The organism is Streptomyces sp. NPDC046716 (assembly GCF_040645755.1).
Lineage (GTDB): Bacteria > Actinomycetota > Actinomycetes > Streptomycetales > Streptomycetaceae > Streptomyces.
This window is the reverse complement of sequence record NZ_JBEYYU010000029.1, coordinates 62,592-88,263: the sequence shown is the minus strand read 5'-3', so window position 1 is coordinate 88,263 and position 25,672 is coordinate 62,592. Positions and strand designations below refer to the sequence as shown.

Below are 25,672 nucleotides of genomic sequence, written 5' to 3'. Positions count from 1 at the left end.
TCTTTTCCTTATGACGAAACCGGCGTCGTCCCGGCGCCGGGAGAAGGGATGCCTATGGGTAGCCACGCCCGCCCCAACCGGCTCCACCGCACCGGAGCCCGGGTCGCGACGGTCGCGCTGTTCGGCGCCTTCCTGCCGATCACCGCCGGCGGCCTCGCCCAGGCCGACACCCTGCCCACCACACACTCCGCGAGCGAGAGCGACCGGGTGGGCACCGACGCCGTCGCGCCCGCCGGCCAGGACCGGAGCGCGTCGGAGACGAGAACCACGTCCCAGGACGTCCCCGACACCGCACTCGCCAACGCCTACCTGCTGGACGCCCGTGACGGCAGCCAGGAGCGGGAGATGTGGGCCGGGGCCGAGGCCGACCAGAGTGTGTCGATGGCCAGCACCACCAAGATCATGACCGCCCTCGTCGTGCTCCGGCACCCGGAGTGGCTGGACCGGCAGATCACGGTGAAGCAGGAGTACCGCGACTACGTCCAGGAGAACGGGGCCAGCACCGCCGACCTCCAGACCGGCGACACCCTGACCGCCCGCCAGTTGCTGCACGCCATGCTGATCCCGTCCGGCGGAGACGCCGCGATGGCCCTGGCCGACAGCTTCGGCACCGGGGACACCGTCGAGGCGCGGGTCGCCGACTTCGAGAGCCAGATGAACGCCGAGGCGCAGCAGCTGGGCATGACCGGCACGCACTTCGACTCGTTCGACGGCATCTCGCACGGCGACAACCGCAGCACCGCCCGTGATCTGGCCAAGCTGGGCCAGCGCGCGATGCTGCAGCCGGTGTTCGCCGACATCGTGAAGACGAAGAAGTTCGAGACCGAGGCCCCCGCGGCCAACGGCCACACCCGGTACTACACCTGGGTCACCACCAACGACCTGCTGAGCAGCTACGACGGCGCGCTGGGCATCAAGACGGGCAGCGGCGCGGAGGCCGGCTACTCCCTCGTCTTCGCCGCCGAGCGCGACAACCGCACGCTGGTCGGCGCGATCGTCGGGGCCGACAAGGAGGTCTTCGCCGACGCCGCGAAGATCCTCGACTGGGGCTTCGCCCACTGACCGGGCGCCCTCGGCCGACGCCCCGCTCCCCCGACTGCGGGAGGAGCGGGGCTTTCTTCATGAAGTCCGACGGGTGCGTCAGCGCTTCATGAGGGCGAAGACGCCCCAGCCGAGATGTTCACGCGTGGCGCGCGCGTAGCGGGCGGGCTCGTCGGTGAGCTCCTCCCGCACCTCGGGCGCCATGTCGTCGTCCGGGTTCGCGTCGAGCCAGCGGCGCATGCTGAGCCACTGGGCGGCGGCATACCGGTCCCAGCTGTCCTGGTCGGCAAGCGTCATCTCCACGACGTCGTACCCGAGGCCCTGGAACCGCCCGATCAGGTCCGGGAGTTCGAGGAAGTCGGCGACGGCCGTGGCGTGGCAGTCCTTGGCGGTCCGCTCGTCGGGCGGGGTCCGCCGCCAGTACGGTTCGCCGATCAGCATCAGGCCGCCGGGACGCAGGCTGCGGTCGAGCAGCTCGACCGTTCCGGCGAGTCCGTCGCCGATCCAGGTGGCGCCGACGCAGGTGGCCAGGTCGACGGGTTCGTCCGCGACGTGGCCGGCGGCGTCCCCGTGCAGGAACGCGACCCGGTCGGCGACGCCGAGTTCGACGGCGCGGGCCCGGGCCTGCTCGGTGAAGACGGTGCTGATGTCGACGCCGGTCCCGGTGAAGCCCAGGTCACGCGCCCAGGTGCAGAGCATCTCGCCCGAGCCGCTGGCCAGGTCGAGCATCCGGGTGCCGGGGGCGAGGCGCAGCGATTCGCCGAGGGAGGCGAGCTTGACCGCGGTCAGCGGGTTGTGGATCCGGTGGCCGCTCTCGCGGATGGTGAAGATACGGGGAAGGTCCATGACCTGAGTCCTTTCTGTCATGCCTTGAAGTGCGGGGACTGCTTGATGGCGCGGCGCAGGCGCGCGCCGTGTTTCTTCGGCCGCTCCAGCTCGGCGCGCAGCCGCGCGTCGGTGCGGGCGGCCGCGTGGGCGTTCTCGCGTCGCAGCCGGTGGTAGCTGTCGAGGCGCCGCCCGGTGAGGTGCCCGTCCTCGACGGCGGACAGCACGGCGCAGCCCGGCTCGGTGGTGTGGGCGCAGTCCGCGAAGCGGCAGTCGCGCGCGAGTTCGGTGATCTCGGCGAAGGTCCGGCCCAGGCCCTCGTCGGCGTCGTACAGGCCGACGGCCCGCAGGCCCGGGGTGTCGAGCAGGACCCCGCCGTGGGGCAGCGGCAGCAGCGAGCGCCAGGTGGTGGTGTGCCGGCCCTTGCCGTCGTTGTCGCGCACGGCGCCCGTGGTGAGGAGGTCCTCGCCCAACAGGCGGTTGCCGAGGGTGGACTTGCCCGCGCCGGACGGCCCGAGCAGCACGACGGTGCCCGACAGGGCCGCGGTGAGGACGTCCATGCCCTCGCCGGTGGCGGCGCTGGTGACCAGCACCTCGGCGCCCGGGGCGACCGCTGCCACCGCGGCGGCGGCCGACGCGGGGTCGGCGCAGCGGTCGGCCTTGGTGAGCACCACCACGGGGGTGGCGCCGCTCTCCCAGGCCAGGGCGACCATCCGCTCGATCCGCCCCGGCGTGAGCGGATCGGCGAGGGAGACGGTCACCGCCACGGTGTCGACGTTGGCGGCCAGAACCTGGCCTCGGGAGGTGCGCGACGCGCTGGAGCGGACCACGGCGGTCCGGCGCTCCAGGACCTCCGCCACGGCCGCGACGGCCGGACGGACGGCCACCCAGTCACCGGTGCACGGTGTCGGACGGTCATCGGCGCCCGGCGCGGGGACGGTCGCCGCGCGCACGGGACCGGTCTCGGCGACGACGTCGCACAGGCCGCGCCCGGCCCGTACGACACGTCCGGGAACCAGCCCGTCGGCCCGCGACGGGGCGAAGGAACGCTCGCGTTCGGCGTCCCAGCCGTAGTCGGCCGGGGTGCGGACGCACGCGGAGGAAGGGAGATCGGATGGAGGTGGAGTGAGGTGATGAGACACAGTGGAGACCCTTGACGGGGACCCCGCCGGACGGCAGGCATGCCGGAACTACTCCTCCGGAGGAGGAAGGCAGGCGAGGGTCAGGACGAGGCCCGGGAAGTGAGGATGATCCGGGCACCGCGGACAGCGGTGGTCTCCACAGCGACCATGCAACTCACCTCCCGCAATCTCCGTAAGCGACCTTGTCGTCACTTCACCGGCAACGGTAACACCCGTCTTCTCGTCAGCACCCGTCTTTTCATCGCTGCCGGAGACGGGCGAGGGCCGTCTCGGCCGCGGCGAGGTCCTGGGGGCCGATGCCGATGAGCTTGGCGACCGTGATGTCGTCCGGTGCGCGCCGTCCCGGAACCCGGTCGGCCAGGACCTCGCCGATCTCGCCGTCGACGCGGTCCGCCGTGATCTCGCCGTCGGCGACGGCCGCGTGCAGATCGCCGTGGCACAGGGCCAGTTCGCGGCTGTCGACGATGACGCGGGTGGCGCGGCGCAGGCAGGCGGCGTCGAGTTCGCGCTTGTCCGGGTCGTCGGCGCCGAGAGCGGTGACGTGCTGACCGGGGCGGAGCCAGGAGCCGAACAGGACGGGAGTGGGGCTGGCCGTCGCGGTGACGACGATGTCGGACCGGCGCACGGCCCGCTCGGGATCGGCGGCGGCGACGACGTCGACGTGCGGCAGCTCCGTGGCGAGGCGATCGGCGAGGGCGGTCGCCCGGCGGTGGTCGCGGCCCCAGACGTGGAGCTCGCGGATCGGGCGGACGAGGGTCAGGGCCCGCGCCTGGAGTCCGGCCTGCCGCCCGGTGCCGAGGACGGTCGCGCGGGTCGCGTCCGGACGGGACAGCGCACGGGCGCAGACGGCTCCCGCGGCGGCCGTACGGAGATCGGAGAGATGGTGCTCGTCCTCCAGTACGGCGGCGACGGCTCCGGTCGACGCGTCGAAGAGCGCGACGAACCCGCCGCCTTCGGGCAGTCCCCGGGCCCGGTTGCCCGGGAACCAGTTGGCGACCTTGACGAGGAAGTGGCGGCTCCCGGGGAGGTGGGCGGCCTTGATGTGGGCGTCGCCGCCGAGGGCGACGGGCAGCACCATGACCGGCGCCCGGGCGCCCTCGGTGGTGCTGTACGCGGTGAAGGCGTCGGCGACCGGCTCCACCAGGTCGGCGAGGTCCACGGCCGCGCGAATACGGTCGGCCGTGTGCACGGCGAAGTCGGGCATGGCAGGTGTCCTCACTCGGGCAGGGCGTTCGCGGGCGGGGTGGGTGCGGGCAGGGTGTCGAGGGTTCCGCGGGCCACCGTGCTCACGTCGCCGCCGACGCGGATGTTGTGGAGCGCGTCGGGGCGTCCCTGCGCCGTGACGGTGAGGAGGCTGGGGCGGCCGGCGAAGCGCCCCTGCCGCAGGGTGAACTCCTCGTCGACGGGCACGACATGGTGCCGGGCCAGGTACGCGCCGACGCAGCCGGCCGCGCTGCCGGTCGCGACGTCCTCCAGGACGCCGTCGTTGTTCCAGTGGCGGCCTTCGCGCGCCTCGACGTCGAGCAGGTACGCGAACTGCGCGCCGTACCGTCCGACCAGCTCCGCGAAGTCGTCGCGGACGATCCTCGCCTCGGCGAGCCCCGCCACCACGGGCACGACGAGATAGCGCAGGCCCGTGGAGACGGTGCGCAGCGGGAGATCGGCGAGAGCCCCGTCGGGCAGGTTCAGGGCCGCCGCGATCTCCGCCCTGTCCTCGTCCGGCACGGTCGCGAGGAAGTCCGGCGCTCCCTGGTCGAGTTCCGCGTGGTACCCGCCGGCCGTGCGCCGGGTGGACACCTCGACGGTCCGGCCGGGGAGGTGGAACGTCCAGCGCCGGGGGCCGGGGGTCCCGTCGTGCTCGTGCAGGACGGCGGCGGCGCCGAGAACCGGGTGTCCGGCGAAGTCGAGCTCCTCGAACAGGTCGAAGACCCGGGCGGTGACGTGATCGGCGCCTTCCGCCCTGCTCAGGAAGATCGACTCGAAGTGGCGGAGCTCCTGCGTGATCGCGAGCATCCGCGCGGCGGAGAGGCCGGGGGCGTCGGGGAAGACGGCGAGGCTGTTGCCGGTGTACGCCTGCGAGGCGAACACGTCGACGTGGCGGTAGTGCAGAGGCATGAGGTTCCCGGGCGGTGGCGAGGGGCGACGGCGAGAGCGGTCTGGTTCGTCTCGACGCTAGGCGGCACCGATCGGGCCGTCGTGGTCCAATCCGCGTAAAGTGGACCAGATGGACGGTGTGGTGCGGCGCGTCCCGGCGTCACGGTTTCCCCGGCTGCTCGGTGACTGGCGGGCCGGTGACGGCTCGCTGGCGCGCCGGCTGGCCGATGCCGTGGAGAAGGCCGTCCGCGACGGCCGGCTGCCGCTCGGCGCGCGGCTTCCGGCCGAGCGGCTCCTCGCCGGCGAGCTGGGCCTGGCGCGCGGCACCGTGGCGGCGGGCTACGAGCTCCTGCGTGCCGAGCAGCTGATCGTCACCCGCACCGGCTCCGGCAGCACGGTCTCCCTGCCGCCCCGGCTGCACGACCGCCTCTCGCCGTGGGCCAGCGACCGGGGCGAGGCGGGCCGGAACGGAGCGCCGCTTGACCTCACCGTCGCGGAGCCCGCGGCGCCCTTCGACGAACTGCTCCAGGCCGTGCGGGAGGCGACCGACGCGCTGCCCGCCGCGCTGCTGGGAGACAGCGCGGAGCTGCACACCCGTGTCGCCGGTCTCCACAGCTCGCAGGGATTCCCGACCGACGCCGGACACGTCCTGCTGACCAGCGGCGCCGACGCGGCACTGAGCCTGCTCAGCGCCGCGTACCTGCGGCCGAACAGCAGGGTCGTCCTGGACTCGCCGACCTATCCGGGCGCCCTCGCCCTGTTCCGGGGCGCGGGCGCCCGGCTGGTCGCCCAGCCCCTCACGCCCACCGGCTGGGACGTCCCCGCCCTGGACCGCACCCTCACGGCGGCCCGGCCCGCCCTGACCTATCTGGTCACGGACTTCCACAACCCCACCGGCCTGCTGATGGGCGAGGAGGACCGCGCCGAGCTCGGGCGACGGCTGCGCGCGCACGACACCCTGACCGTCGTCGACGAGACCCTGCGGGACCTGGATCTGCGCGAGGGGGCCGCGCCGCCGCCCCGGGTCACGGCCCGCGCCGGTGACCGGCACGTCGTGTACGTGGGTTCGCTGAGCAAGTCACTGTGGCCGGGCCTGCGCGTGGGCTGGATCCGCGCCCACCCCGACATCGTCCGCCGGCTTGCCGCGCATCCGCTCGCGGCGGCGCTCGCCCCCTCGCCGTTCGACCGGCTCGTCGCCGCCCGGCTCCTGGAACACAGAGAGGCGATCCTGGACCGCCGTCGCGCCCAACTGCGCCGGCAGCGCGATCATTTGGCCGCACGGCTGGCGTCCCTGCCGTGGTGCCGCGTCCGGCTGCCGCAGGGCGGTCTCTCCCTGTGGCTCGAACTCGACGGCGCCGACTCACGCCGCCTGACCACCCTGGCGGCCACCCGCGACCTGGCCCTCACCCCGGGCTTCCACTTCTCCCCCGACGGCGCCCTGGACGCCTACCTCCGCATCCCCTTCACCCTCCCGCCGGAGGCGCTGGACACCGCGGTCGACCGGCTCACCGAGGCCCACGCGGCGCTGGGGACGGCGCGCTGACGTGCCCGCCCCGGGCGCCGACCGCGGGCGTCCGCAGGCCGCGAGGGGCACGTCAACCGCCGAGCGACAGCCGCGCCTGCCGCCGTGGACCGCCCTCGGTCGCCGTCGAGGTCGCGGACGGGGCAGCGGTCACTGCGCGATTTCCCAGATGTGGCCCCCCGGATCGCGGAAGCTGGCGGTCCGTATCCCCCAGGGCCGGTCCATCGGACCGTTCAGCAGCGACACACCCCGGGCGGTCAGCTCCTTGCACATCGCGTCCACGTCGTCGACGGGGAGGGTGAGCTGCAGGCGGGAGCCGGCCTCGGAGCCGGCGACGTGCGCGGGCGCGATCAACTCGTGTGCCGCGGCGGACCGCAGCAGGTTGATGAGGGTGTTGCCGAAGGTGAACACGGCCGAGTTGCCGTCTTCGAAGGTCACCGGCAGGCGGAAGACGTCCTGGTAGAACCGCTTCGTGGCCTCCAAGTCCTCTACGAACAGGGTGAGGGCACCGATGCTGCCGGGCCATGTGGTTTCGCTCGTCGTGTGTGTCACGGCTACAAAGGATCGACGAGTGGTCGCGCCCTGCATAGAGGTCGGCGGCAGCCGAACCCTCGGCCCGCCAGGACGAAGCGCGGGGAGACAACCGGCGCCGGGGACGACCGCCGCATCGTGCCGACCGCCCACTCGCCCTGTGCGCCGACTCCCGCGGGGGCTAACGGCAGTCGCGCCGCCGTCGGGCACGCTCGAACTCGGCGACGTCCGACATCCAGGGACCGTACTGTTCGAGTGCGACGCAGCCACCGCGGACGAAGGCGCTCACCAGGTTCCGGTAGCCGCCGATCCCGTCGACCAGGCTGTACTCGACCCGGTACTCCGGATCCGACCTGCCGTCGCCCTCGCGCAGCGTCGTGATCCGGGCGATGGAGTCCGCGTAGAAGTGGAGCTGGACCCCCTCGCCCATCTCCTCGTCCTCGATGGTGAACACTTCGTTGTCCCCGGCGGAACGATCGCCGACGAACTCCCAGAACTCCGTGGCGGCACCGCGGGGACCGTCCCGCAGCCACTTCTTCTCGACGCCCTTGTCGTCGGTGAACGACAGGGCCGTCTTCCTCCCCGCACTGTGGCCGGCAGCCTCCTCGTCGTCCTCCACGGGTGTGTTCCTGGAGCGGTCCGCGGCCTCCGAGCACATCAGGAATCCCACCGTGCGCACCGCGTCATCGACGAGTTCGGGGTGGGCACGGCGCACCGCCGCTTCGACCGCCGTCTCCATCCGGTCCCAGTCGCGCCGGTCCGTGGCGCGTTTCCCCCGTCGCGGATCGCGGCCGATCCGCATCCCGGCGCACGCCTGCTCCGCCGTGGTGATCACCCGCATGACCTCGGGCAGCAGGGCGGGGTCGACGGCGTCGGGCAGCCGCCTCGGAACCGTCGCGCCGTGCAGATACTGGCCCGTGTACCTCAACAGCGCGGCGTCGAGCGGACCGAGCACGGCTCCGCGCTCGGCGCGACGGCGGTTCGCGTGGTACTCCTGCGCACGTTTGTGGTTCGACGTCTCCGTCGCCGCGCGCATCGCCGCGCACACCTGACCGCGTTCGAGCAGGCCGATGTCGGCGCCGTGGGCGATGAGCCGGCTCCTGTCCCACGGGATGCGCCGGAAGAACGCGTCGACGTCCTCGGGCGGGGCAAGGAGGACCGGGTCCAGGAGTGCGACGGCGGCGTTCTCGTCGAGCCGGCCCCGGGTACCAGCGGCGTCGCACAGCGGAAGAACCGCACTCCACAGCAGCAGGTGCCTGGCCAGGTCCGCCCGGATCACCGCGAGATGGGCTTCACCGATCGGACACGTGAACGTGCGCGGCTCGTGGTTGGCGTCGGCCCCGGCACCGAGCATCAGCTTCAGCTCGCCGTCCTCGCGCACCACGCTCGGGATCCAGCCGCTCTGCCGCGTGAAAACGACGTCTCTCATGGACTCACGACCACCGTGCGGCCGCGGCGTCGAGGCGCGGGTCGGTGCGCACCCAGACCTCGCCCCCGGCGGCCCCGGACGGGGCGTCGACTCGCGTGACGCCGAGGAACTCGATCAACGTGAGCAGTACGGCTCGGTCGGCTCGATCGTCGTCGACATCGTGCGAGTCGAAGAAGACGTAGTACTGGTCGCTCGGGTCCACACAGCCCGAATCCGCCCAGATCCGCGCGACTTCTTCGATGGCCGCCGCTTCCGTCGTGAACGTGGCGGCGCGGGCGGCACCGCGCGTCTCCGGCGACGCGTCGAGGTCGGCGAGGTCGGAGAACCACTGCCCGAAGTGGTCGAGGCCGGCACATCCGTTCTCGAAGAACAGCATCGCGCTCGGAAGGTACCGGTTGGCCCTGCCGATCTGGAGGTATTCCGGCCGAGGCCGGTCCGCGTCCTTGATCCGCGAGATCAGCCCTTGCCCGGGCATGAGTATCAGACTCTGCCCCGACGGTTCGTCGTCGATGGTGTAGGTGTCGGCGTCCCCACCACGGAAGAACGCGGAGAACGCCACGTAGGCCTCCTGCGGATCGCCCACGGAGACCTGTTGGTCCTTGCCGTCGCCGGCAGCGAAGACGAACTGTTTCGGACCGGGGGCGTAGGGGCGAGCCATGTACGTCCTTCGTTCAGGTGTGACAGGTCCACCAGCGTAAGGGCATCGGACCTGCGCCCGCGGAAGCAGGGACGCCACTCGCAGCGGACAAGAACCTTTATCGCTACGACAGTTGCGTAAAGAGGGAGGGGCCTCTACCTTGATTTACGAAACAGTTGTATCGAAATAGGGAGTGGGCATGGGAACATCGGGCCGGCGCGGTCGCCCACGCGACGAGGAAGCGGATGCGCGCATCCTCGACGCGGCCGGCGACCTTCTTCTGGAGCGCGGGTACGACCGGATGTCCGTCGACGAGGCCGCCACTCGGGCAGGCGTCGCCAAGACCACGCTGTACCGGCGATGGCCCACCAAGGACCACCTGATCGTCGCCGTGGTCGCGCGCATCCAGGACGCCGTGCCCGTGGCGTACAGCGGCGACGTGCGCGCGGATCTCACCGCCTATCTCAACGCGATCACCGACGGACTCAATCGCATGCGCCAAGTCGCCCGTCCCGCCACGGCCGGAGACATGTCCGCGGGGTTGGTCGCGGAGGTGGCCGCGGCCGCCGCACGCCACGCGGATGTCGGTGCCGCCGTCCAGGCCATGTTCACCCGACGCAACGCACTCGTCGTCACGCTGCTCGAACAGGCCCGGCTCCACGGCGAACTGCGGGCCGAGACCGACCCCGAGGTGCTGTTCGACCAACTCGCCGGGGCGCTGTACTACCGCCTGCTCGTCACCGGACGCCCCATCGACGCCGCCTACGTCGACCGGCTCGTCACCGGCGCCCTGGACGGCGCCACCTCCTGACCCACTGCACGTGTCCAGCCATGCGTTCGCCTCCCGAAGCGAAAGAAGGCCCACGATGACACGCACCGCCACACAAGCCCGACCGCACGCCACGACGCCTTCGCCCACCGCGATCCGGCGCCGCCGACGTCCACGCCGCCTGCTCACGGCCCTGTCCGCGGTGGCCCTGCTCCTCGCCGGGTACACGGCATGGTCGACCCACCATCCGATCCGGCTGACCGCATCGACGGAGATCCGGTCGACGCCCGAGCAGACCTGGCAGGTGCTGACCGACTTCGCGGCCTACGGACAGTGGAACCCGTTCATGACCTCGGCGCAGGTCACGTCTCCCGGCGGCCGCCTGACCGAAGGCGCGCGGCTGCGCGTCGTCATGCACGACGACAGCGGCGACTCCACGTTCACGCCCGAGGTGCAGAAGGCGAACCCGGGCAAGGAACTGCGCTGGCTCGGGAAGATGGGGCCTGGATGGATCGCGGACGGAGAGCACCGCTTCACCATCGAACGCATCGGCCCCGACCGCGTCCGCCTCACGCAGAGCGAACGCTTCACCGGCATCGCCGTCCCGTTCGCCCAGGGCAAGCTCACCTCCGACACGCTGCCCCAGTTCCGCGCGATGAACTCCGCCCTCGCACATCGAGTCGAAAGCCTCACCCACTGACGCAAGCAGCCACCACGGTCCGGCCGCGCCCCGCGCCAGGACCCGCGAGGACCGCGGGTCCTGTGGTCGACGAGTCACCCGCCCAAGAAGCTCAACCGAACCTGACGGTTGGCGTTGTCCACGTTCGTGTCCACGAGGCACACCGACTGCCACGTCCCCAGTTCCATTCCTCCCCCGATCACCGGCAACGTCGCATGCGGCGGGACGATCGCCGGGAGGACGTGGTCGCGGCCGTGGCCGGGGCTGCCGTGGCGGTGCTGCCAGCGGTCGTCTGCGGGGAGCAAGGTGTGCAGGGCCGTGAGGAGGTCGTCGTCGCTGCCCGCGCCCGTCTCGATGACGGCGATGCCCGCGGTGGCGTGCGGGACGAAGATGTTGAGCAGGCCGTCCCGGCCGCGGGCGGCGTCCCGCAGGAAGGCCTCGCAGTCGCGGGTGAGGTCGACGATCCGCTCGGCGGAGCCGGTCGTGACGTTCAGGACATGGGTCGTGAAGGCATCGGACATACACGCCATTGTCGCCCACCGGGGCCGCCGGGCCGCGCAACGCCGTCGGCCCTGATCCCGCACCCTGGTACAGGGGTCCACCCAGCGAGACGGCATTGACGGTACGTCGACAGGTGGCTACGTTCTGGCGCATGTTGCGTTCAGCCCTGCTCACCACGCGCGGTCACATCGACCTGCTGCGGGTGGCCTCCGCCGCGTGTCGCCGCGGCTGCTGACGCCCTTCTCCTCGCTCTTCCCCTCTCTCCTCCTCCCGTTCCGCTTCGGCACACGCACGCGCCGACACGTCGCTGAGGCACGTCCCGTGCCGCCGCGACCGCCACCGGAGCGCACCCTCCCCTGCCCTGGAGTGCCATGAGCATCAGCCATGCCCCGCCCCAGAAATCCTCCGGCGACATATCCGGTACGTCCGGTGCCGCGAAATCGGCCCGGCCCGCCGCCGATACCACGGCCGAGCCGGAACTGGTGCCGATCGTCCCCTCTTCCGCCCGCCGCACCCGTCTCCCCCGGTGGCTGCGCCGCACCTCCGGCCCCCTCCTCCTGCTCGCGCTGTGGCAACTGCTCAGCTCCACAGGGGTGTTGACGCCCGAGGTACTGGCCCCGCCGGGCACCATCGCGCGGGTCGCCCGTGATCTGTTCGCCGACGGTTCGCTCCCCACCGCCATGGGCGTCTCGCTGCAACGCGTCGCGCTGGGGCTGCTGTTCGGCGTCGTCGTCGGGGTCGGCCTCGCCCTGGTGTCGGGCCTGTTCCGGATCGGCGAGGACCTGGTCGAAGCGAGCGTGCAGATGCTGCGGACCGTGCCGTTCGTGGGGCTCATCCCGCTGTTCATCATCTGGTTCGGGATCGGCGAGGCCCCGAAGATCGCCATCATCACGCTGGGCGTGTCGTTCCCCCTGTACCTCAACGTCTACGCGGGAATCCGTGGCGTCGACACCCAACTCGTCGAAGCGGGCGAGTCATTGGGGCTGAGCCGCTGGGGTCTCGTACGCCATGTCGTCCTGCCCGGCGCACTGCCCGGCGCCATGACCGGGCTGCGCTACTCGCTCGGCATCTCCTGGCTCGCGCTCGTGTTCGCCGAGCAGATCAACGCCGACGCCGGCATCGGCTTCCTGATGGTGCAGGCCCGGGACTTCCTGCGGACGGACGTCATCGTCGTCTGCCTGATCGTCTACGCGTTCCTCGGCCTGCTCGCCGATTTCGTCGTCCGAACCCTCGAAAGGCTGCTGCTGCAATGGCGACCGACGTTCACCGGCCGGTGACCCCGCCCACCACCGCCCGCTCCGCGGTACGCGTCGCAGGGCTCACCCGCGCCTTCGACGGGCGGGCCGTCATCGACGATCTCCACCTCGACGTGGCCGAGGGCGAGTTCGTCGTCCTGCTCGGGCGCAGCGGATGCGGCAAGTCGACGCTGCTGCGGATCCTGGCCGGACTCGACCGGGACATCGAGGGCACCGTCCTGGTACCGCGCCGCAAGGCCGTGGCCTTCCAGGCACCCCGCCTGATGCCGTGGAAGAGGGTGTGGCGCAACGTCCTGCTCGGCCTGCCCGGCTCCCCGGGACGGGACGTCGCCGAGCGGGCACTGGACGAGGTCGGCCTCGCGCATCGCACGAATGCCTGGCCGAAGACCCTCTCCGGGGGCGAGGCCCAGCGCGCCTCGCTCGCCCGCGCCCTGGTGCGTGAACCCGAACTCCTGCTGCTGGACGAACCGTTCGGGGCGCTGGACGCGCTCACCCGAATAAAGGCGCAACGTCTGGTGGGCGAGTTGTGGCAGCGCCGGGGCTGCGCCGTCCTGCTGGTCACCCACGACGTCGAGGAGGCGGTGCTCCTCGCCGACCGGGTGCTCGTGATGGACGACGGCGTCATCGCGTACGAGACCCGGATCGGTCTCGACCGGCCGCGTGACATCGGCGATCCCCGTTTCGCCGAGATCCGGGGCGAGTTGCTGCGGCGGCTCGGTGTCGACGACGACCCCGACGGCGGCAGCCCGGACAGCGCCGCACCCGACGGGGAGAACGGCGCCCACCACCGGCAGGACGCCTCCTCCGCGCAGCTCGCGCAACAACCCGTGAGCTGACCGCCCCTCCCTCCTCCTTCTCACCCTCCACCTCCCCGAACGGACTTCGGCCATGCGACGCCTCCCCCTCCCCGCTCTGCTCACCCCGCTCGCCCTGCTCCTCGCCGCCTGCTCCGGCGCCTCCTCCGCCACCACGTCCACCGCGGGCGCGGGTGGTGGCGGTACCGACGGAAAGGGCTCGGTCACGCTCAACGTCGGTGACCAGAAGGGTGGTTCGGAAGCGGTTCTGCGGGCCGCCGGTGAGCTCGACGACCTCGACTACAAGATCCGCTGGTCCACCTTCACCTCCGGACCACCGTTGCTCGAAGCCGTGAACGCCAAGGCCGTGGACGTCGGAGGCGTCGGCAACACCCCGCCCGTCTTCGCGGCCGGCGCCGACTCGAAGATCAAGGTGGTGTCGGCCAGTCACGGCACCGCCAAGGGCGACACCATCCTCGTACCGAAGGACTCCGCGCTGCGGACGCCGTCCGGGCTGAAGGGCAAGTCGATCGCGGTGGCGCAGGGCTCTTCCGCGCACTACCAGTTGGTCGCCTCCCTGAAGAAGGCCGGGCTCGGGTTCGGGGACGTCAAGGTGAAGTACCTCCAACCGGCCGACGCACTGGCCGCGTTCACCGGCGGCAAGGTCGACGCGTGGGCGGTCTGGGACCCGTACACCTCCCAGGTGCTGCGGGCGAAGCAGGGCCGGGTGCTCACCGACGGCGACGGAGTGACCAACGGGCTGGCTTTCCAGGTCGCCTCCCCGACCGCTCTCGCCGACAAGAAGAAGTCCGCTGCCATCAAGGACTACCTGGACCGGCTGCGGCGCGCCCAGAACTGGGTCTACAAGCACCCCGAGGAGTGGGCGAAGGTCTGGGCGAAGGACACCGGTCTGCCCTACGACGTCGCGCTCGACGCGGTGAAGCGGACGAACGGCACGCGCGTGACCGTCGCCATCGACAAGGGCGTCATCGCCTCCGAGCAGCAAATAGCGGACGCTTTCACGGAGTTGAAGTTGATTCCGCGCAAGGTCGACTTCGCCGACTTCGTCGACACGCGGTTCAACGGCGAACTGCCGGCCTCCAGCACCGCCCCGCGCACCTACGCCAAGGAGTCCTGATCATGACCGTGTCCCTGCACTGGTTCCTGCCGACCGGTGGCGACGGCCGGACCCTGGTCGACCGGCACGCGTTCAGCGGCGGCGCGCTGGGCGGCACACCGGGTGGTGCGGTCGCCGGGGTGCGAGCGCCCAGCCTGGACTACCTGATCCAGATCGCCAAAGCGGCCGAGCAGTTGGGCTTCGAAGGGGTTCTCACGCCGACCGGCACCTGGTGCGAGGACGCCTGGCTGACGACCGTGGCGCTCGCCCAGCACACGCGCCGGCTCAAGTTCCTCGTCGCGTTCCGGCCCGGAGTGATCTCTCCGGTGCTCGCGGCGCAGATGGCGTCGACGTATCAACGCCTCACTCAGGGGCGGCTGTTGCTCAATGTCGTCACCGGAGGCGACTCGGCCGAGCAGCGCCGCTACGGCGATCACCTCGACCACGACCACCGCTATGCCCGAACCGACGAGTTCCTCTCCGTCGTGCGCGGCGTGTGGGGTGGCAACGCGCAGGCGCCGTACGACTTCGCGGGCGACCACTACCGGATCGACGCGGGCTACTCGGCGCTGCCGCCCGAGCCCGTGCCGCAGATCTTCTTCGGTGGTTCGTCGGCCGCGGCCGGGCCGGTCGCCGCGCGGCACACGGATGTCTATCTGACCTGGGGCGAGCCGCCGCAGCAGGTGAAGGAGAAGATCGACTGGATCCGGTCCCTCGCCGAGAAGGAGGGACGGACCGTGCGGTTCGGGATCCGGCTGCACACGATCACCCGCGACTCGGCGCGCGACGCGTGGACCACCGCCGACCGGCTGCTCGACGACCTCTCCCCCGAGACGGTCGCGGCGGCACAGTCCGCGCTCGGGCGCAGCGAGTCGGTGGGCCAGCAGCGGATGCTCGCGCTGCACGGCGGCAGCCGGGAGGGCCTGGAGATCTCGCCCAACCTGTGGGCCGGGGTCGGTCTCGTGCGCGGCGGCGCGGGGACGGCGCTCGTCGGCAGCCACGCCGAGGTCGCCGACCGGATCGAGGAGTACCACGCGCTCGGCATCGAGCACTTCGTGCTCTCCGGCTATCCGCATCTGGAGGAGGCGTACTGGTTCGGGGAGGGCGTGATCCCCGAACTGGTGGCGCGGGGGCTCGTGGCGCCGGTGGCGGCCACGAGCGGTGCGCCGCTCCTGGTGGCCGGCGGACGCTGAGCCCGGGCTGCACGACGGTACGGGGTCCGGGAAGATCCCGGACCCCGGCCGAGTTGGTAGAAATGTGAACGAGATCGGGGTACGAGAGGCAGCCACCGGCGCCGACGGCGCGCGGCAGGTCGACGTCGTCGTCATCGGCGCGGGGCAGGCGGGCCTGTCCGCCGCCTTCCATCTGCGGCGGGTGGGCTTCGAGCCGGAGCGCGACTTCGTGGTCCTCGACCACGCGCCCCGGCCGGGCGGCGCCTGGCAGTTCCGCTGGCCCTCGCTCACGTACGGCAAGGTGCACGGGATGCACTCGCTGCCGGGCATGGAGCTGACCGGCGCCGATCCGGCGCGGCCGTCGTCGCAGGTCATCGCCGAGTACTTCGACACGTACGAGAAGACCTTCGGGCTGCGTGTGCGGCGGCCCGTCGAGGTGCGGACGGTGCGCGAGGGGGACGGCGGGCGGCTGCTCGTCGAGACTTCGGACGGGGTCTGGTCGACGCGCGCCCTGATCAATGCGACGGGGACCTGGGACCGGCCGTTCTGGCCGCGCTATCCGGGCCAGGAGACGTTCCGCGGGCGGCAGCTGCACACCGCGCGGTACCCGGGACCCGAGGCGTTCGCGGGACAGCGGGTGGTCGTGGTCGGCGGGGGTGCGTCCGGGACCCAGCATCTGATGGAGATCGCCCCCTACGCCGCCTCGACGACCTGGGTGACGCGGCGGCCGCCCGTCTTCCGCGAGGGCCCCTTCGACGAGGAGCGGGGCCGGGCCGCGGTCGCCCTGGTCGAGGAGCGGGTGCGGCAGGGACTCACGCCGCTGAGCGTGGTGTCGGTGACCGGGCTGCCGGTGAACGACGCGATCCGCGAGGCCCGGGCGAACGGCGTCCTGGACCGGCTGCCGATGTTCGACCGGATCACACCGACGGGTGTGGCCTGGGACGACGGGCGTGAGGTCGCGGCCGATGTGATCCTGTGGGCCACCGGCTTCCGCGCCGCGATCGACCACCTCGCCCCGCTGAAGCTGCGCGAGCCCGGCGGCGGCATCCGGATGGCGGGAACCCGCGCGGCGCTCGATCCGCGGGTGCATCTCGTCGGGTACGGGCCGTCGGCGAGCACCATCGGCGCGAACCGTGCGGGGCGCGCCGCGGTACGGGAGATCCAGCGGCTGCTCGACCGGGAGGACCGGGAAGGGCAAGCGGACGGTCGAGCGCGGGCAGACCGGGAAGGCCGCGGCGAGCCGGAATCGGCGGTCGTGGCCTGAGCCGTGTCGAGGGCGCGGCACGTCCGGCCGCGCCCGCCGTACCGGCACGGGCCCGGGGCCTCAGCCGTCCTTCTTCTGCGCCGCCTTGTTCTTGTTGAACTCCGCGACGTTCTTCTGCTGCTCCGCGAAGTCCGCGGTGAAGCGGGTGTCCCCCGGCTTGACCGTGACGAAGTACAGCCAGTCGCCCTCGGGCGGAGCGGCGGCGGCCTTCAGCGCCTGCTCGCCGGGGTTGCCGATCGGTGACGGCGGCAGGCCCATGCGCGCGTACGTGTTGTACGGGCTGTCGCTCTTGGTGTCCTTCTCGGTGGTCTCCAGCGTGGAACGGCCGAGCCCGTAGTTGAGCGTGGAGTCCATCTGCAGCGGCATGCCGTGGTTCAGCCGGTTGTAGACGACCCGGGCGACCTTGCCCATGTCCTCCTTGTTGTCGGCTTCGGCCTCGACGATGCTCGCGATGGTGACGATCTGGTACTGACTCACCGTGTTCGGCTGGGCGCCTGCCGTGGAGTTCGGCCCGTGGAACTTCTTGTTGGCCGTGTCGACCATGTACGAGAGCAGGGACTGCGGTGTCGACTTGTCGCCCAGGGGATACGTCGCCGGGAAGAGATAGCCCTCGGGGTTGCCCGACGCGTCGCTCGGCAGCTTGAGGCCCGCCTTGGGCACGGTCTTCCTGGTGGTACCGGCCGGCACACCGAGCACCTTGTCGACGGCGTCGTAGACCTGGCCCGACCGCCAGCCCTCGGGAATGGTCAGCGCCTCGGGGCTGCCCTGACCGTCACCGGACACGGCCAGCGGTACCACCACCGCGGTGGCCGCCGCGACGGCCCCGGTCGCCAGCAGGACGATGCGCCCTCTGCGCGTGAGTCGGATCGTGCTCCGTCGCGGAGTCTCGTTCAGCATGCGGAAACGGTAACCCGCATATCGGGGCAATTACGGCATATCTTCACTCCGGTGCGACATATATTCATTCCGCAACCCGCACCGCCCCCGGGTGGGCCAGTGCCCACGGCGGGGCCTGCTTCACGCCGCCGTCTTCTCCAGCTGCGCGTCGCGCCGCACCAGCGCCGCATACCGGCCGTCGCGGTCCAGCAGCTCGTCATGGGTGCCGCGCTCGGCTATGTGGCCGGAGTCCAGGACCACGATCTGGTCGGCGCCACGGACCGTGGACAGGCGGTGCGCGATGGTGAGCGTGGTGCGATCCGCCGAGAGAGCGTCGATCGCTTCCTGCACGGCGTGCTCGGTACGGGTGTCGAGGGCGCTGGTCGCCTCGTCCAGGATGAGGATCGGCGGGTCGCGCAGGATGGTCCTGGCGATGGCCAGCCGCTGCTTCTCGCCTCCCGAGAAGCGGTGCCCGCGCTCGCCGACCACGGTGTCGTAGCCGTCGGGCAGCGAGGCTATGTGGTCGTGGATCTGCGCGGCCCGGGCAGCGGCGTGCAGCTCCGCGTCGGTCGCGTCGGGCTTGGCGAACCGCAGGTTCTCCGCGACCGAGGCGTGGAACAGATAGGTCTCCTGGGAGACGACGCCGATGGACCGCGCGAGGGTGTCGAAGTCCAGATCGCGCACGTCCACGCCGTCGACCGTGACCCGGCCGCCCGTGACGTCGTACAGGCGTGGCACCAGATAGCTGAGCGTGGACTTGCCGGAGCCGGTGGGACCGACGACGGCGAGGCTGCCACCCGCGGGAACGGTGAGGTCGATGCCGTCCAGAACCGGGCCGTGCCGGTCGTCCGCGGCGTCGTAGCGGAACTCGACGTCCTCGAAGCGGACCTCTCCCTTGACGGTGTCGAGGTGGACGGCGTCCGGGCGCTCGGTGATGTCGACGGGCAGGTCGAGGTATTCGAAGATGCGCTGGAACAGGGCGAGCGAGGTCTGGATCTGGACGCCGGTCTGCAGCAGGCTCACGGTCGGCCGGAACAGGCCCTGCTGGAGCGAGACGAACGCGACGAGCGTGCCGATGGAGACCGTGGGGCCCCCGAACTGGAGGGCCATGCCGGCCGTCCAGTAGATGACCGCGGGCATGGCGGCCATGACGATGGAGATGATGGCCATGCGCCAGCGGCCCGCCATGTTCGACCGGACCTCGAGGTCGACCAGGCCGTCCGACTCGTCGGCGAAGGAGCGGGTGAGGGAGTCGGCCCGGCCCATGGTGCGGCCGAGCAGGATGCCGCTGACGGACAGCGACTCGGTGACCGTGGCGGCCATCGCCGCCATCTGCTTCTGGCGCTCGGTGGCTATCTTCTTGCGCTCGCGGCCGACCCTGCGGCTGATCCACACGAAGACCGGCAGCAGAAGCAGGGAGACGATCGTGAGGCGCCAGTCGAGGGCGACCATCGCGATGATCGTGGCGACGACACTCGTCAGGTTCGAGACCAGAGAGGTCGCCGTGGAGGTCACGGTCGCCTGCATGCCGCCGATGTCATTGGCGATGCGGGACTGGACCTCGCCGGTGCGGGTCCGGGTGAAGAAGGCGAGGGACATGCTCTGCAACCGGCCGTAGACGGCCGTGCGCAGGTCGTGCATGACGCGCTGGCCGACGGTGGTGCTGATGAGGGTCTGCAGTACGCCGAACGCGCTGGTGACGACGGCGCTGACGATCATGCCGAGGGCCAGCAGGCTGAGCAGCCCGGTGCGGCCCTGCGGGATGGCGACGTCGAGGATCTCCTTGAGCAGGAACGGTGTCGCGACCGTGACCAGCGATGCGGCGCCGACCAACAGCCCGACGAGGGCGAGGCGGCCGCGATAGGGGCGGAAGAGGGACAGGATGCGTCGGATCTGCCGCGGCTGCCCCGAGCTCTTGGCGTCGGGGGGCGGCGTCCAGGTGATGTCGTCGCGGGGCATGGGCCTCCTAGATTCTGCGATTCTGAGCGATTTGAGGAGCATAGCTCATTGTTACCTATACTCACAATGCACAAAGTCCTGGTAATGTTCCCGGCATGAACACCCCGGACGCCGACGGGTTCCTCGCCGAACAGCTGCTGCGGCTGACCCGCCGCCTGCATCGCATCCAGAAGCGCCAGCTGGAGCCGGTCGGGATCACCCCCGCCCAGTCCCGGCTGCTGCGCGCCCTCGTCCATTACGACACACCGCCCCGGATGGCCGATCTGGCCGAGCGCCTGGAAGTGGTACCGCGCGCCGTGACCACCGTGGTGGACGGCCTGGAGGCGGGCGAGCTGGTCCGTCGGGTGCCGGACCCCACCAATCGCCGGGTCATCCGGATCGAGCTCACGGAGCGGGGCCGGTCCGCCCTGCGGGAGCTGCGCAGCGCGCGCCGCGCGGCGGCAGAGGAGATCCTGGCCCCATTGGACACGGAGCAGCGCGCCCAGCTGACGGTGTTGCTGAACGCCCTGTTCGAGGCCCCGCGAGAGCGGGACTGCTGACACCGCGACACCGTGAGACCGCGGACCACTGACCGTCCGCCGATCGAGGAGAGGCCATGCCGCTGCTGGAGCCGAAGCCGGAAGCCCTGCGTCCGGGATCCCGCCCGTCCGATCCGGCGCCCGACCGGGTTCAGGACCGGCAGGCCGGCGGCACCCCCGAGCCGCTGCGCACGGACCTGACCGAGCTGCTCGGCGCGGACAAGGTGCTGACGAAGATCTCTGACCTGGTGCGCTACGCCTCGGACGCGAGCCCGTACCGCTTCGTGCCGCAGGTCGTGGTGGTCGCCGAGGACATCGACGACGTCTCGGCGGTGCTGTCGTACGCGCACGGAAAGGGCCGCGAGGTCGTCTTCCGCGCGGCGGGCACGTCGCTGAACGGACAGGCGCAGGGCGAGGACATCCTCGTCGACGTGCGGCGGTTCTGGGCCGGCGTCGAGGTCATCGGCGACGGCGAGCGGGCCCGGATCGGTCCGGGCACCACCATCGTGCGCGCCAATGCCACGCTCGCGCGTCACGGGCGGGTCCTGGGCCCCGACCCGGCGAGCGCGATCGCCTGCACCGTCGGCGGCGTGGTCGCGAACAACGCGTCGGGCATGACGGCGGGCACGACGCGCAACTCGTACCGGACGCTCGCCTCGCTCACGTTCGTCCTGCCGTCCGGCACGGTCGTCGACACCGCGGACCCGGCGGCGGACACCGGCCTCGCGCAGGCCGAGCCGGCGCTCTGCGAGGGCCTGCTGGCGATCAAGCGCGAGATCGAGGCGGACACCGAACTGACCCGGCGGATCCGCGCCAAGTACGAGATCAAGAACACGAACGGCTATCGGCTCGACGCGTTCCTGGACGGTTCGACGCCGGTCGAGATCCTGCGCGGCCTGATGGTGGGGTCGGAGGGCACGTTCGGTTTCATCTCCGAAGTCGTCTTCGACACGCTGCCGTTGGACCGCAGGGTGTCGACGGCGCTGCTGTTCTTCCCTTCGCTCCCGGCGGCGGCCGCGGCGGTGCCGGTCTTCAACGAGGCGGGCGCGCTGGCCGTCGAGCTGATGGACGGCAACACGCTGCGTGCCTCGGTGAGCGTGCAGGGCGTGCCGCAGGACTGGGCGCGGCTGCCGAAGGAGACGACGGCGCTGCTCGTGGAGTTCCGCGCGCCGGACGAGGAGCGGCAGGCGGCGTACGAGAAGAAGGCGGCGCAGGTGCTCGACGGGCTCGACCTGGTCGCGCCCGTCGCCTCGGTGACCAATGAGTTCACGCGGGACGCGAAGACGATCTCGGGCTTCTGGAAGGCGCGCAAGGCGTTCGTGACGGCGGTGGGCGGGTCGCGCCCCTCGGGCACGACGCTGATCACGGAGGACTTCGCCGTACCGCCCGCGCGCCTGGCGGAGGCCTGTGAGGCGCTGCTGGAACTCCAGACGCGGCACGGCTTCGACGCCGCCGTGGCGGGGCATGCCGCGCACGGGAATCTGCACTTCCTGCTCGCGTTCGACGCGGGAACACCGGCGGACGTGGACCGGTACGCGGCTTTCATGGACGACTTCTGCACGCTGACCGTGGAGCGGTTCGACGGCTCGCTGAAGGCGGAGCACGCCACGGGCCGCAACATCGCGCCCTTCCTGGAGCTCGAATGGGGCCCCAGGGCCACGGAGTTGATGTGGCGCACCAAGCAGATCATCGATCCGGACGGGGTGCTGGCCCCGCGCATCGTCCTGGACCGCGATCCGAAGGCGCATCTGCGCGGCCTGAAGACGATCCCGAAGGTGGAGCTGATCGCGGACCCGTGCATCGAGTGCGGCTTCTGCGAACCCACGTGCCCCAGCGAGGACCTGACCACGACGCCGCGGCAGCGGATCGTGCTGCGCCGCGAGATGATGCGCCAGCCGTCGGGCTCACCGGTCGAGGACGAGCTGATCGAGGCCTACGGGTACGACGCGGTCGACACCTGCGCCGGGGACTCCACCTGCAAGCTGGCCTGCCCCGTCGGCATCGACACGGGCGCCTTCATGAAGGGCTTCCGGCACGCGCGGCACTCGCCGCGCGAGGAGAAGGTGGCGGCCCTCACCGCGAAGAACTTCAAGGCCGTCGAGGCGTCGGCCCGGCTCGCCGTGGCGGCCGCCGGGAAGATCGGCGACCGGCTGCTGACCGGCGTCACCACCGCCGCCCGCAAGGCGATCCGCCCCGACCTCGTCCCCGAATGGCTGCCGGAGATCCCCGCCGCGGCGGCCCGCAAGCTGCCGCGCACCGCCCGCGCGAGCGCCACGGCCGTCTACTACCCGGCGTGTGTGAACCGCATCTTCGGCACGCCCGGCTCCGTCTCCCTCCCCCAGGCCGTCGTCGCGGTCTCCGCCCGCGCGGGCAAGCCGGTCTGGATCCCCGACGACGTGGCCGGGACGTGCTGCGCCACGATCTGGCACTCCAAGGGCTACGACGAGGGCAACACGATCATGGCGAACCGGATCGTCGAAGCGGCCTGGGGCTGGACCGCCGGCGGCCGTCTCCCGCTGGTCGTGGACGCGTCCTCGTGCACGCTCGGCATCGCGCACGAGGTGGTGCCGTATCTCACCGACGACAACCGCGCGTTGCACGCCGAGCTGACGATCGTCGACTCCCTGGTGTGGGCGGCCGACGAGCTGTTGCCGCGCCTCACGATCGAGCGGACGGTCGGCTCGGCCGTGCTGCATCCCACGTGCTCGATGGAACACCTGGGAGACGTGGACCAGTTGAGGGCGGTCGCGGAGGCCTGTGCCGACGAGGTCGTGATGCCGGACGACGCGGGCTGCTGCGCCTTCGCGGGCGACCGCGGCATGCTCCACAAGGAGCTGACCGAGTCGGCGACGGCGAAGGAGGCCGCGGAGGTCACGTCCCGCTCCTACGACGCGCATCTGTCGGCGAACCGGATGTGCGAGGTCGGCATGGATCACGCCACGGGCCGCACCTACTACTCGGTTCTCGTGGAGCTGGAGCGTGCGACCCGTCCCGCGCGCGGCGATCGGTCCGTGCACGGGAGTCCAAAGGCCCGGTAAAGGAAGTCCAACTCCCCGACCACTCGGGGCTCTTGCGCCCCGCTCTCCCCGCCTCCAGGGTGGCTTGCGTTTGCCACGCACCGCACCCACCACCCTGGAGGTCCGATGCACGACGACAGCCTTCCCCTCGACACCCCTGAGCCCGAGGGCCGTTCACGCCGCGATGTGCTGCGCACGGCGGGTGTCGCCGGGGCGGGGATCGGCCTCGGGCTCGGCGCGCTGGAGTCGGGTCCGGCGCACGCCGCGTCGGCCGCGCAGGAGCCCACGTCGGCGAGCGCGGTGCCCGCCCGGCAGGGCGCGACGATGATCGGTGTCCCGTTCGAGCGGCGGACCACGGTGCGCGTCGGGATCATCGGCCTCGGCAATCGCGGTGGCAGCATGATCGACCTCTTCCTGGCGATGCCGGGCGTGCGGGTCGTCGCGCTGTGCGACCCGGTGAAGGACAAGACGGAGCGGGCCGCCGCCAAGGTGACGGCCGCGGGGCAGCCGACCCCGGCGACGTACACCAAGGGCGATCACGACTACGAGAATCTGTGCAAGCGCGGCGACGTGGATTTCGTGTACGCGGCGACGCCCTGGGACTGGCACTTCGAGATGGCGAAGACGGCGATGCTGAACGGCAAGCACGTCGGCGTCGAGTGCCCCATCGCGCTCCAGCTCGACCAGTTGTGGGAGCTGGTGAACCTCTCCGAGCGCACCCGCCGGCACTGTATGCAGCTGGAGAACTGTTGCTACGGCCGCAACGAGATGCGGGTGCTGCGGATGGCTCACGCGGGCAAGTTCGGTCAACTGCTGCACGGTGCGGGGGCGTACAACCACGATCTGCGTGGCCTGATGTTCGACCCCGACTACTACGAGGGCCCGTGGCGCCGCCTGTGGCACACCCGGCTGCACGGCGATCTCTATCCCAATCACGGCTTCGGTCCGGTCGCCAACTACATGGACGTCAACCGTGGTGACCGGGTCACGCACATCTCCAGCTTCGGCACTCCGTCCCTCGGTCTCGCCGAGTACCGGGCCGCCCATATGCCCGCCGGCGATCCGAGCTGGAAGGAGTCCTACATCGAGTCGGACCGCACGATCAGCCTCGTGCAGACGGCGAAGGGCCGGGTGATCCGGCTCGAACACGATGTCAGCACCCCGCACCCGTACTCGCGGATCAATCAACTCGGCGGCACGAAGGGTGTGTTCGAGGACTATCCGGAGCGCATCTACATCGAGCCGGACCACAAGGACGACGCCTGGGGCGACTTCTCGACGTACGCCGACTGGGACCACTGGCTGTGGAAGGAGCACGCCGATCCACCCGGCGGCCACGGCGGGATGGACTACATCATGATCTACCGCCTGATGCAGACGATGCGGCTCGGTCTTGTCCCGGACTTCGACGTGTACGACGCGGCGACCTGGACCTCGCCGGTACCGCTGAGCCATCTCTCCATCAAGGCGAAGGGCGCGCCCCAGCCGATCCCGGACTTCACGCGCGGCGGCTGGCGCACGAAGCGCGGGGGCGTCGACTCGGAGAAGCCTGCCGAGGATTAGCCTCCGGCCGACTCGCCCGGGACCGGTACGGTCCCGGGCGCCCGTACTCGGGCCGCATCAGCTACGCCCGCTGGGGTCCGCCGCCCGATTCCGCGAACGGGCCCGTTCCGCTCGCCCGTTCGCGCGGTGCCTCCGGCATCGGGCGGTATTTCACGGGCTGTCGCACCGTGGCCGTCCCCGGCGGGCCCGCTGAGACCGGGCCTGCTGTCAGGCCGCCTTGAGCTCGGCCTTGTCCCCCATCACCACGACCGGGTGCTGCGCGGGGTCGAGTGTCTTCAGCAGGTACTCCATGTTCGCCTTCGACTGGCTCACGCAGGCCGAGGTGCCGCTGCCGTGGTCCATGTGCAGCCAGATGCTGCCGCCCTTGGTCTGGCCCTGCGGACGCGTCGGATCGTTGGGCGGGGTGCCCTTCGCGCGGTTGTAGTCGATCGCGATGACGTAGTCGAAGTCGTGCCAGTGCGACTTCGCCCAGTAGTGCGGAGCCTGGATCGACGCGGTCTGCGTGTAGGGCAGCTTCGCCCCCGGGTCGGCCAGGACGCCTCCGGCGTCGCTGAGCGTGAACACACCGACGGGGCTGCGCTTGTCGTCCTCCCGGTGGTTCGTCGTCCAGCCCTTCTTGCCGTTGTGCCCGGACCAGCTGCGGGCCTTCTTCCAGGTGTCGCCCGACTTGGTGTAGAGGACGATCGTCGAGTCCGCGGAGTTCTTCCCGTCCCCGTAGACCGCGACGACCTGCCGTGAGTTCGCCGGAATCTGCTTCTGGTAGCGGGCGCCGACGTCGGGGATCGTCTTCGAGTCGGCCGCCCGCGCCGCGTCGGTGTGCGCGTCGTCCTCGGAGCTGTGCGCCCCTGACGTGGCGCTTCCGCCGTCCGCGCCGCACGCCGCCACCGTCGTCAGCAACACCCCGCAGGCCGCCGCCGCGACACCCGCCCGAACCGCACCCGCAATACGCATGCGTTCCATGCTCGC

General features: G+C 71.3%; 24 protein-coding genes. 13 read left to right on the top strand and 11 right to left on the bottom strand.

The window, feature by feature from the left end:
* Window positions 1–54 precede the first annotated feature (54 nt).
* Window positions 55–1,062, top strand: a complete 1,008-nt coding sequence (locus ABZ930_RS22335) for a serine hydrolase (protein ID WP_361550335.1) — start codon at window positions 55–57, stop codon at window positions 1,060–1,062.
* Window positions 1,063–1,140: 78 nt separating this feature from the next.
* Here ABZ930_RS22335 and ABZ930_RS22330 read toward each other — a convergent pair whose 3' ends face one another.
* The 4 genes from ABZ930_RS22330 to ABZ930_RS22315 all read right to left on the bottom strand — a co-directional run bounded on the left by ABZ930_RS22330 (window position 1,141) and on the right by ABZ930_RS22315 (window position 5,123).
* Window positions 1,141–1,887, bottom strand: coding sequence for a methyltransferase domain-containing protein (locus ABZ930_RS22330; protein ID WP_361550333.1), 747 nt, complete (start codon window positions 1,885–1,887; stop codon window positions 1,141–1,143).
* 17 nt (window positions 1,888–1,904) lie between these two features.
* Window positions 1,905–3,008: a ribosome small subunit-dependent GTPase A gene (gene rsgA, locus ABZ930_RS22325; RefSeq protein ID WP_361550331.1), complete on the bottom strand. Its 1,104-nt coding sequence runs from the start codon at window positions 3,006–3,008 to the stop codon at window positions 1,905–1,907.
* Window positions 3,009–3,246: 238 nt separating this feature from the next.
* A complete protein-coding gene (locus ABZ930_RS22320) occupies window positions 3,247–4,212 on the bottom strand; it encodes an ornithine cyclodeaminase family protein (RefSeq protein ID WP_361550329.1) in 966 nt (321 codons plus the stop codon).
* Window positions 4,213–4,223: 11 nt separating this feature from the next.
* Window positions 4,224–5,123 carry a PhzF family phenazine biosynthesis protein gene (locus tag ABZ930_RS22315; RefSeq protein WP_361550327.1) on the bottom strand — a complete coding sequence of 300 codons (900 nt, stop codon included), beginning with the start codon at window positions 5,121–5,123 and terminating at the stop codon, window positions 4,224–4,226.
* A gap of 109 nt (window positions 5,124–5,232) precedes the next feature.
* Here ABZ930_RS22315 and ABZ930_RS22310 point away from each other — a divergent pair, with 109 nt between their 5' ends.
* Window positions 5,233–6,645, top strand: coding sequence for a PLP-dependent aminotransferase family protein (locus ABZ930_RS22310; protein WP_361550325.1), 1,413 nt, complete (start codon window positions 5,233–5,235; stop codon window positions 6,643–6,645).
* Window positions 6,646–6,774: 129 nt separating this feature from the next.
* Here the strand turns inward: ABZ930_RS22310 and ABZ930_RS22305 are convergent, their stop codons facing one another.
* The 3 genes from ABZ930_RS22305 to ABZ930_RS22295 form a co-directional block, all read right to left on the bottom strand.
* A complete protein-coding gene (locus ABZ930_RS22305) occupies window positions 6,775–7,176 on the bottom strand; it encodes a VOC family protein (protein WP_361550323.1) in 402 nt (133 codons plus the stop codon).
* Between the two features lie 160 nt (window positions 7,177–7,336).
* Complete coding sequence (locus ABZ930_RS22300; RefSeq protein WP_361550321.1) at window positions 7,337–8,584, bottom strand: DUF6357 family protein; 1,248 nt, start codon at window positions 8,582–8,584, stop codon at window positions 7,337–7,339.
* 4 nt (window positions 8,585–8,588) lie between these two features.
* Window positions 8,589–9,242, bottom strand: a complete 654-nt coding sequence (locus ABZ930_RS22295; RefSeq protein WP_361550319.1) for a DUF6357 family protein — start codon at window positions 9,240–9,242, stop codon at window positions 8,589–8,591.
* A gap of 178 nt (window positions 9,243–9,420) precedes the next feature.
* Between ABZ930_RS22295 and ABZ930_RS22290 the strand changes: the two genes are divergently transcribed.
* Both ABZ930_RS22290 and ABZ930_RS22285 read left to right on the top strand, forming a co-directional pair.
* Complete coding sequence (locus ABZ930_RS22290) at window positions 9,421–10,032, top strand: TetR/AcrR family transcriptional regulator (protein WP_361550317.1); 612 nt, start codon at window positions 9,421–9,423, stop codon at window positions 10,030–10,032.
* 55 nt (window positions 10,033–10,087) lie between these two features.
* Window positions 10,088–10,690: an SRPBCC domain-containing protein gene (locus tag ABZ930_RS22285; RefSeq protein WP_361550315.1), complete on the top strand. Its 603-nt coding sequence runs from the start codon at window positions 10,088–10,090 to the stop codon at window positions 10,688–10,690.
* A 74-nt stretch (window positions 10,691–10,764) separates the two neighbouring features.
* Here the strand turns inward: ABZ930_RS22285 and ABZ930_RS22280 are convergent, their stop codons facing one another.
* The gene (locus ABZ930_RS22280) at window positions 10,765–11,190 is read right to left on the bottom strand and encodes a YjbQ family protein (RefSeq protein WP_361550313.1); all 426 of its coding nucleotides are present in this window, start codon (window positions 11,188–11,190) and stop codon (window positions 10,765–10,767) included.
* Between the two features lie 131 nt (window positions 11,191–11,321).
* Between ABZ930_RS22280 and ABZ930_RS22275 the strand changes: the two genes are divergently transcribed.
* From ABZ930_RS22275 to ABZ930_RS22250, 6 genes are all read left to right on the top strand, one after another.
* Entirely contained in the window at window positions 11,322–11,405 is an 84-nt protein-coding gene (locus tag ABZ930_RS22275; protein WP_349817350.1) for a putative leader peptide, read from the top strand.
* Window positions 11,406–11,541: 136 nt separating this feature from the next.
* Window positions 11,542–12,447, top strand: a complete 906-nt coding sequence (locus ABZ930_RS22270) for an ABC transporter permease (RefSeq protein WP_361550311.1) — start codon at window positions 11,542–11,544, stop codon at window positions 12,445–12,447.
* A complete protein-coding gene (locus ABZ930_RS22265; protein WP_361550309.1) occupies window positions 12,420–13,262 on the top strand; it encodes an ABC transporter ATP-binding protein in 843 nt (280 codons plus the stop codon). Before ABZ930_RS22270 ends, ABZ930_RS22265 begins: the two co-directional genes overlap by 28 nt.
* 52 nt (window positions 13,263–13,314) lie before the next feature.
* Window positions 13,315–14,358 (top strand): ABC transporter substrate-binding protein, encoded by a 1,044-nt coding sequence (locus ABZ930_RS22260; RefSeq protein WP_361550307.1) that lies wholly within the window; start codon window positions 13,315–13,317, stop codon window positions 14,356–14,358.
* Between the two features lie 2 nt (window positions 14,359–14,360).
* Window positions 14,361–15,530 carry an LLM class flavin-dependent oxidoreductase gene (locus ABZ930_RS22255; protein WP_361550305.1) on the top strand — a complete coding sequence of 390 codons (1,170 nt, stop codon included), beginning with the start codon at window positions 14,361–14,363 and terminating at the stop codon, window positions 15,528–15,530.
* A gap of 64 nt (window positions 15,531–15,594) precedes the next feature.
* Window positions 15,595–16,773 carry an NAD(P)-binding domain-containing protein gene (locus ABZ930_RS22250; protein ID WP_361550303.1) on the top strand — a complete coding sequence of 393 codons (1,179 nt, stop codon included), beginning with the start codon at window positions 15,595–15,597 and terminating at the stop codon, window positions 16,771–16,773.
* A 60-nt stretch (window positions 16,774–16,833) separates the two neighbouring features.
* Here ABZ930_RS22250 and mltG read toward each other — a convergent pair whose 3' ends face one another.
* Both mltG and ABZ930_RS22240 read right to left on the bottom strand, forming a co-directional pair.
* Window positions 16,834–17,670: an endolytic transglycosylase MltG gene (gene mltG, locus ABZ930_RS22245; protein ID WP_361550301.1), complete on the bottom strand. Its 837-nt coding sequence runs from the start codon at window positions 17,668–17,670 to the stop codon at window positions 16,834–16,836.
* Window positions 17,671–17,790: 120 nt separating this feature from the next.
* A complete protein-coding gene (locus ABZ930_RS22240) occupies window positions 17,791–19,608 on the bottom strand; it encodes an ABC transporter ATP-binding protein (RefSeq protein WP_361550299.1) in 1,818 nt (605 codons plus the stop codon).
* A 95-nt stretch (window positions 19,609–19,703) separates the two neighbouring features.
* Here ABZ930_RS22240 and ABZ930_RS22235 point away from each other — a divergent pair, with 95 nt between their 5' ends.
* From ABZ930_RS22235 to ABZ930_RS22225, 3 genes are all read left to right on the top strand, one after another.
* Window positions 19,704–20,147 (top strand): MarR family transcriptional regulator, encoded by a 444-nt coding sequence (locus ABZ930_RS22235; RefSeq protein WP_361550297.1) that lies wholly within the window; start codon window positions 19,704–19,706, stop codon window positions 20,145–20,147.
* A 56-nt stretch (window positions 20,148–20,203) separates the two neighbouring features.
* Complete coding sequence (locus ABZ930_RS22230) at window positions 20,204–23,164, top strand: FAD-binding and (Fe-S)-binding domain-containing protein (protein ID WP_361550295.1); 2,961 nt, start codon at window positions 20,204–20,206, stop codon at window positions 23,162–23,164.
* Window positions 23,165–23,269: 105 nt separating this feature from the next.
* The gene (locus ABZ930_RS22225) at window positions 23,270–24,706 is read left to right on the top strand and encodes a Gfo/Idh/MocA family oxidoreductase (protein ID WP_361550293.1); all 1,437 of its coding nucleotides are present in this window, start codon (window positions 23,270–23,272) and stop codon (window positions 24,704–24,706) included.
* 207 nt (window positions 24,707–24,913) lie between these two features.
* Here the strand turns inward: ABZ930_RS22225 and ABZ930_RS22220 are convergent, their stop codons facing one another.
* Window positions 24,914–25,657, bottom strand: a complete 744-nt coding sequence (locus tag ABZ930_RS22220) for a hypothetical protein (RefSeq protein ID WP_361550291.1) — start codon at window positions 25,655–25,657, stop codon at window positions 24,914–24,916.
* Window positions 25,658–25,672: the final 15 nt, after the last annotated feature.

Coding starts and splice junctions, on each gene's coding strand:
- ABZ930_RS22285 (WP_361550315.1), top strand. CDS start 10,088: ATGACACGCACCGCCACACAAGCCCGACCGCACGCCACGACGCCTTCG.
- mltG (WP_361550301.1), bottom strand. CDS start 17,670: ATGCTGAACGAGACTCCGCGACGGAGCACGATCCGACTCACGCGCAGA.
- ABZ930_RS22240 (WP_361550299.1), bottom strand. CDS start 19,608: ATGCCCCGCGACGACATCACCTGGACGCCGCCCCCCGACGCCAAGAGC.
- ABZ930_RS22225 (WP_361550293.1), top strand. CDS start 23,270: ATGCACGACGACAGCCTTCCCCTCGACACCCCTGAGCCCGAGGGCCGT.
- ABZ930_RS22330 (WP_361550333.1), bottom strand. CDS start 1,887: ATGGACCTTCCCCGTATCTTCACCATCCGCGAGAGCGGCCACCGGATC.
- ABZ930_RS22320 (WP_361550329.1), bottom strand. CDS start 4,212: ATGCCCGACTTCGCCGTGCACACGGCCGACCGTATTCGCGCGGCCGTG.
- ABZ930_RS22235 (WP_361550297.1), top strand. CDS start 19,704: ATGAACACCCCGGACGCCGACGGGTTCCTCGCCGAACAGCTGCTGCGG.
- ABZ930_RS22315 (WP_361550327.1), bottom strand. CDS start 5,123: ATGCCTCTGCACTACCGCCACGTCGACGTGTTCGCCTCGCAGGCGTAC.
- ABZ930_RS22300 (WP_361550321.1), bottom strand. CDS start 8,584: ATGAGAGACGTCGTTTTCACGCGGCAGAGCGGCTGGATCCCGAGCGTG.
- ABZ930_RS22280 (WP_361550313.1), bottom strand. CDS start 11,190: ATGTCCGATGCCTTCACGACCCATGTCCTGAACGTCACGACCGGCTCC.
- ABZ930_RS22290 (WP_361550317.1), top strand. CDS start 9,421: ATGGGAACATCGGGCCGGCGCGGTCGCCCACGCGACGAGGAAGCGGAT.
- ABZ930_RS22220 (WP_361550291.1), bottom strand. CDS start 25,657: ATGCGTATTGCGGGTGCGGTTCGGGCGGGTGTCGCGGCGGCGGCCTGC.
- ABZ930_RS22275 (WP_349817350.1), top strand. CDS start 11,322: ATGTTGCGTTCAGCCCTGCTCACCACGCGCGGTCACATCGACCTGCTG.
- ABZ930_RS22335 (WP_361550335.1), top strand. CDS start 55: ATGGGTAGCCACGCCCGCCCCAACCGGCTCCACCGCACCGGAGCCCGG.
- ABZ930_RS22255 (WP_361550305.1), top strand. CDS start 14,361: ATGACCGTGTCCCTGCACTGGTTCCTGCCGACCGGTGGCGACGGCCGG.
- ABZ930_RS22295 (WP_361550319.1), bottom strand. CDS start 9,242: ATGGCTCGCCCCTACGCCCCCGGTCCGAAACAGTTCGTCTTCGCTGCC.
- ABZ930_RS22270 (WP_361550311.1), top strand. CDS start 11,542: ATGAGCATCAGCCATGCCCCGCCCCAGAAATCCTCCGGCGACATATCC.
- ABZ930_RS22265 (WP_361550309.1), top strand. CDS start 12,420: ATGGCGACCGACGTTCACCGGCCGGTGACCCCGCCCACCACCGCCCGC.
- ABZ930_RS22260 (WP_361550307.1), top strand. CDS start 13,315: ATGCGACGCCTCCCCCTCCCCGCTCTGCTCACCCCGCTCGCCCTGCTC.
- ABZ930_RS22310 (WP_361550325.1), top strand. CDS start 5,233: ATGGACGGTGTGGTGCGGCGCGTCCCGGCGTCACGGTTTCCCCGGCTG.
- ABZ930_RS22230 (WP_361550295.1), top strand. CDS start 20,204: ATGCCGCTGCTGGAGCCGAAGCCGGAAGCCCTGCGTCCGGGATCCCGC.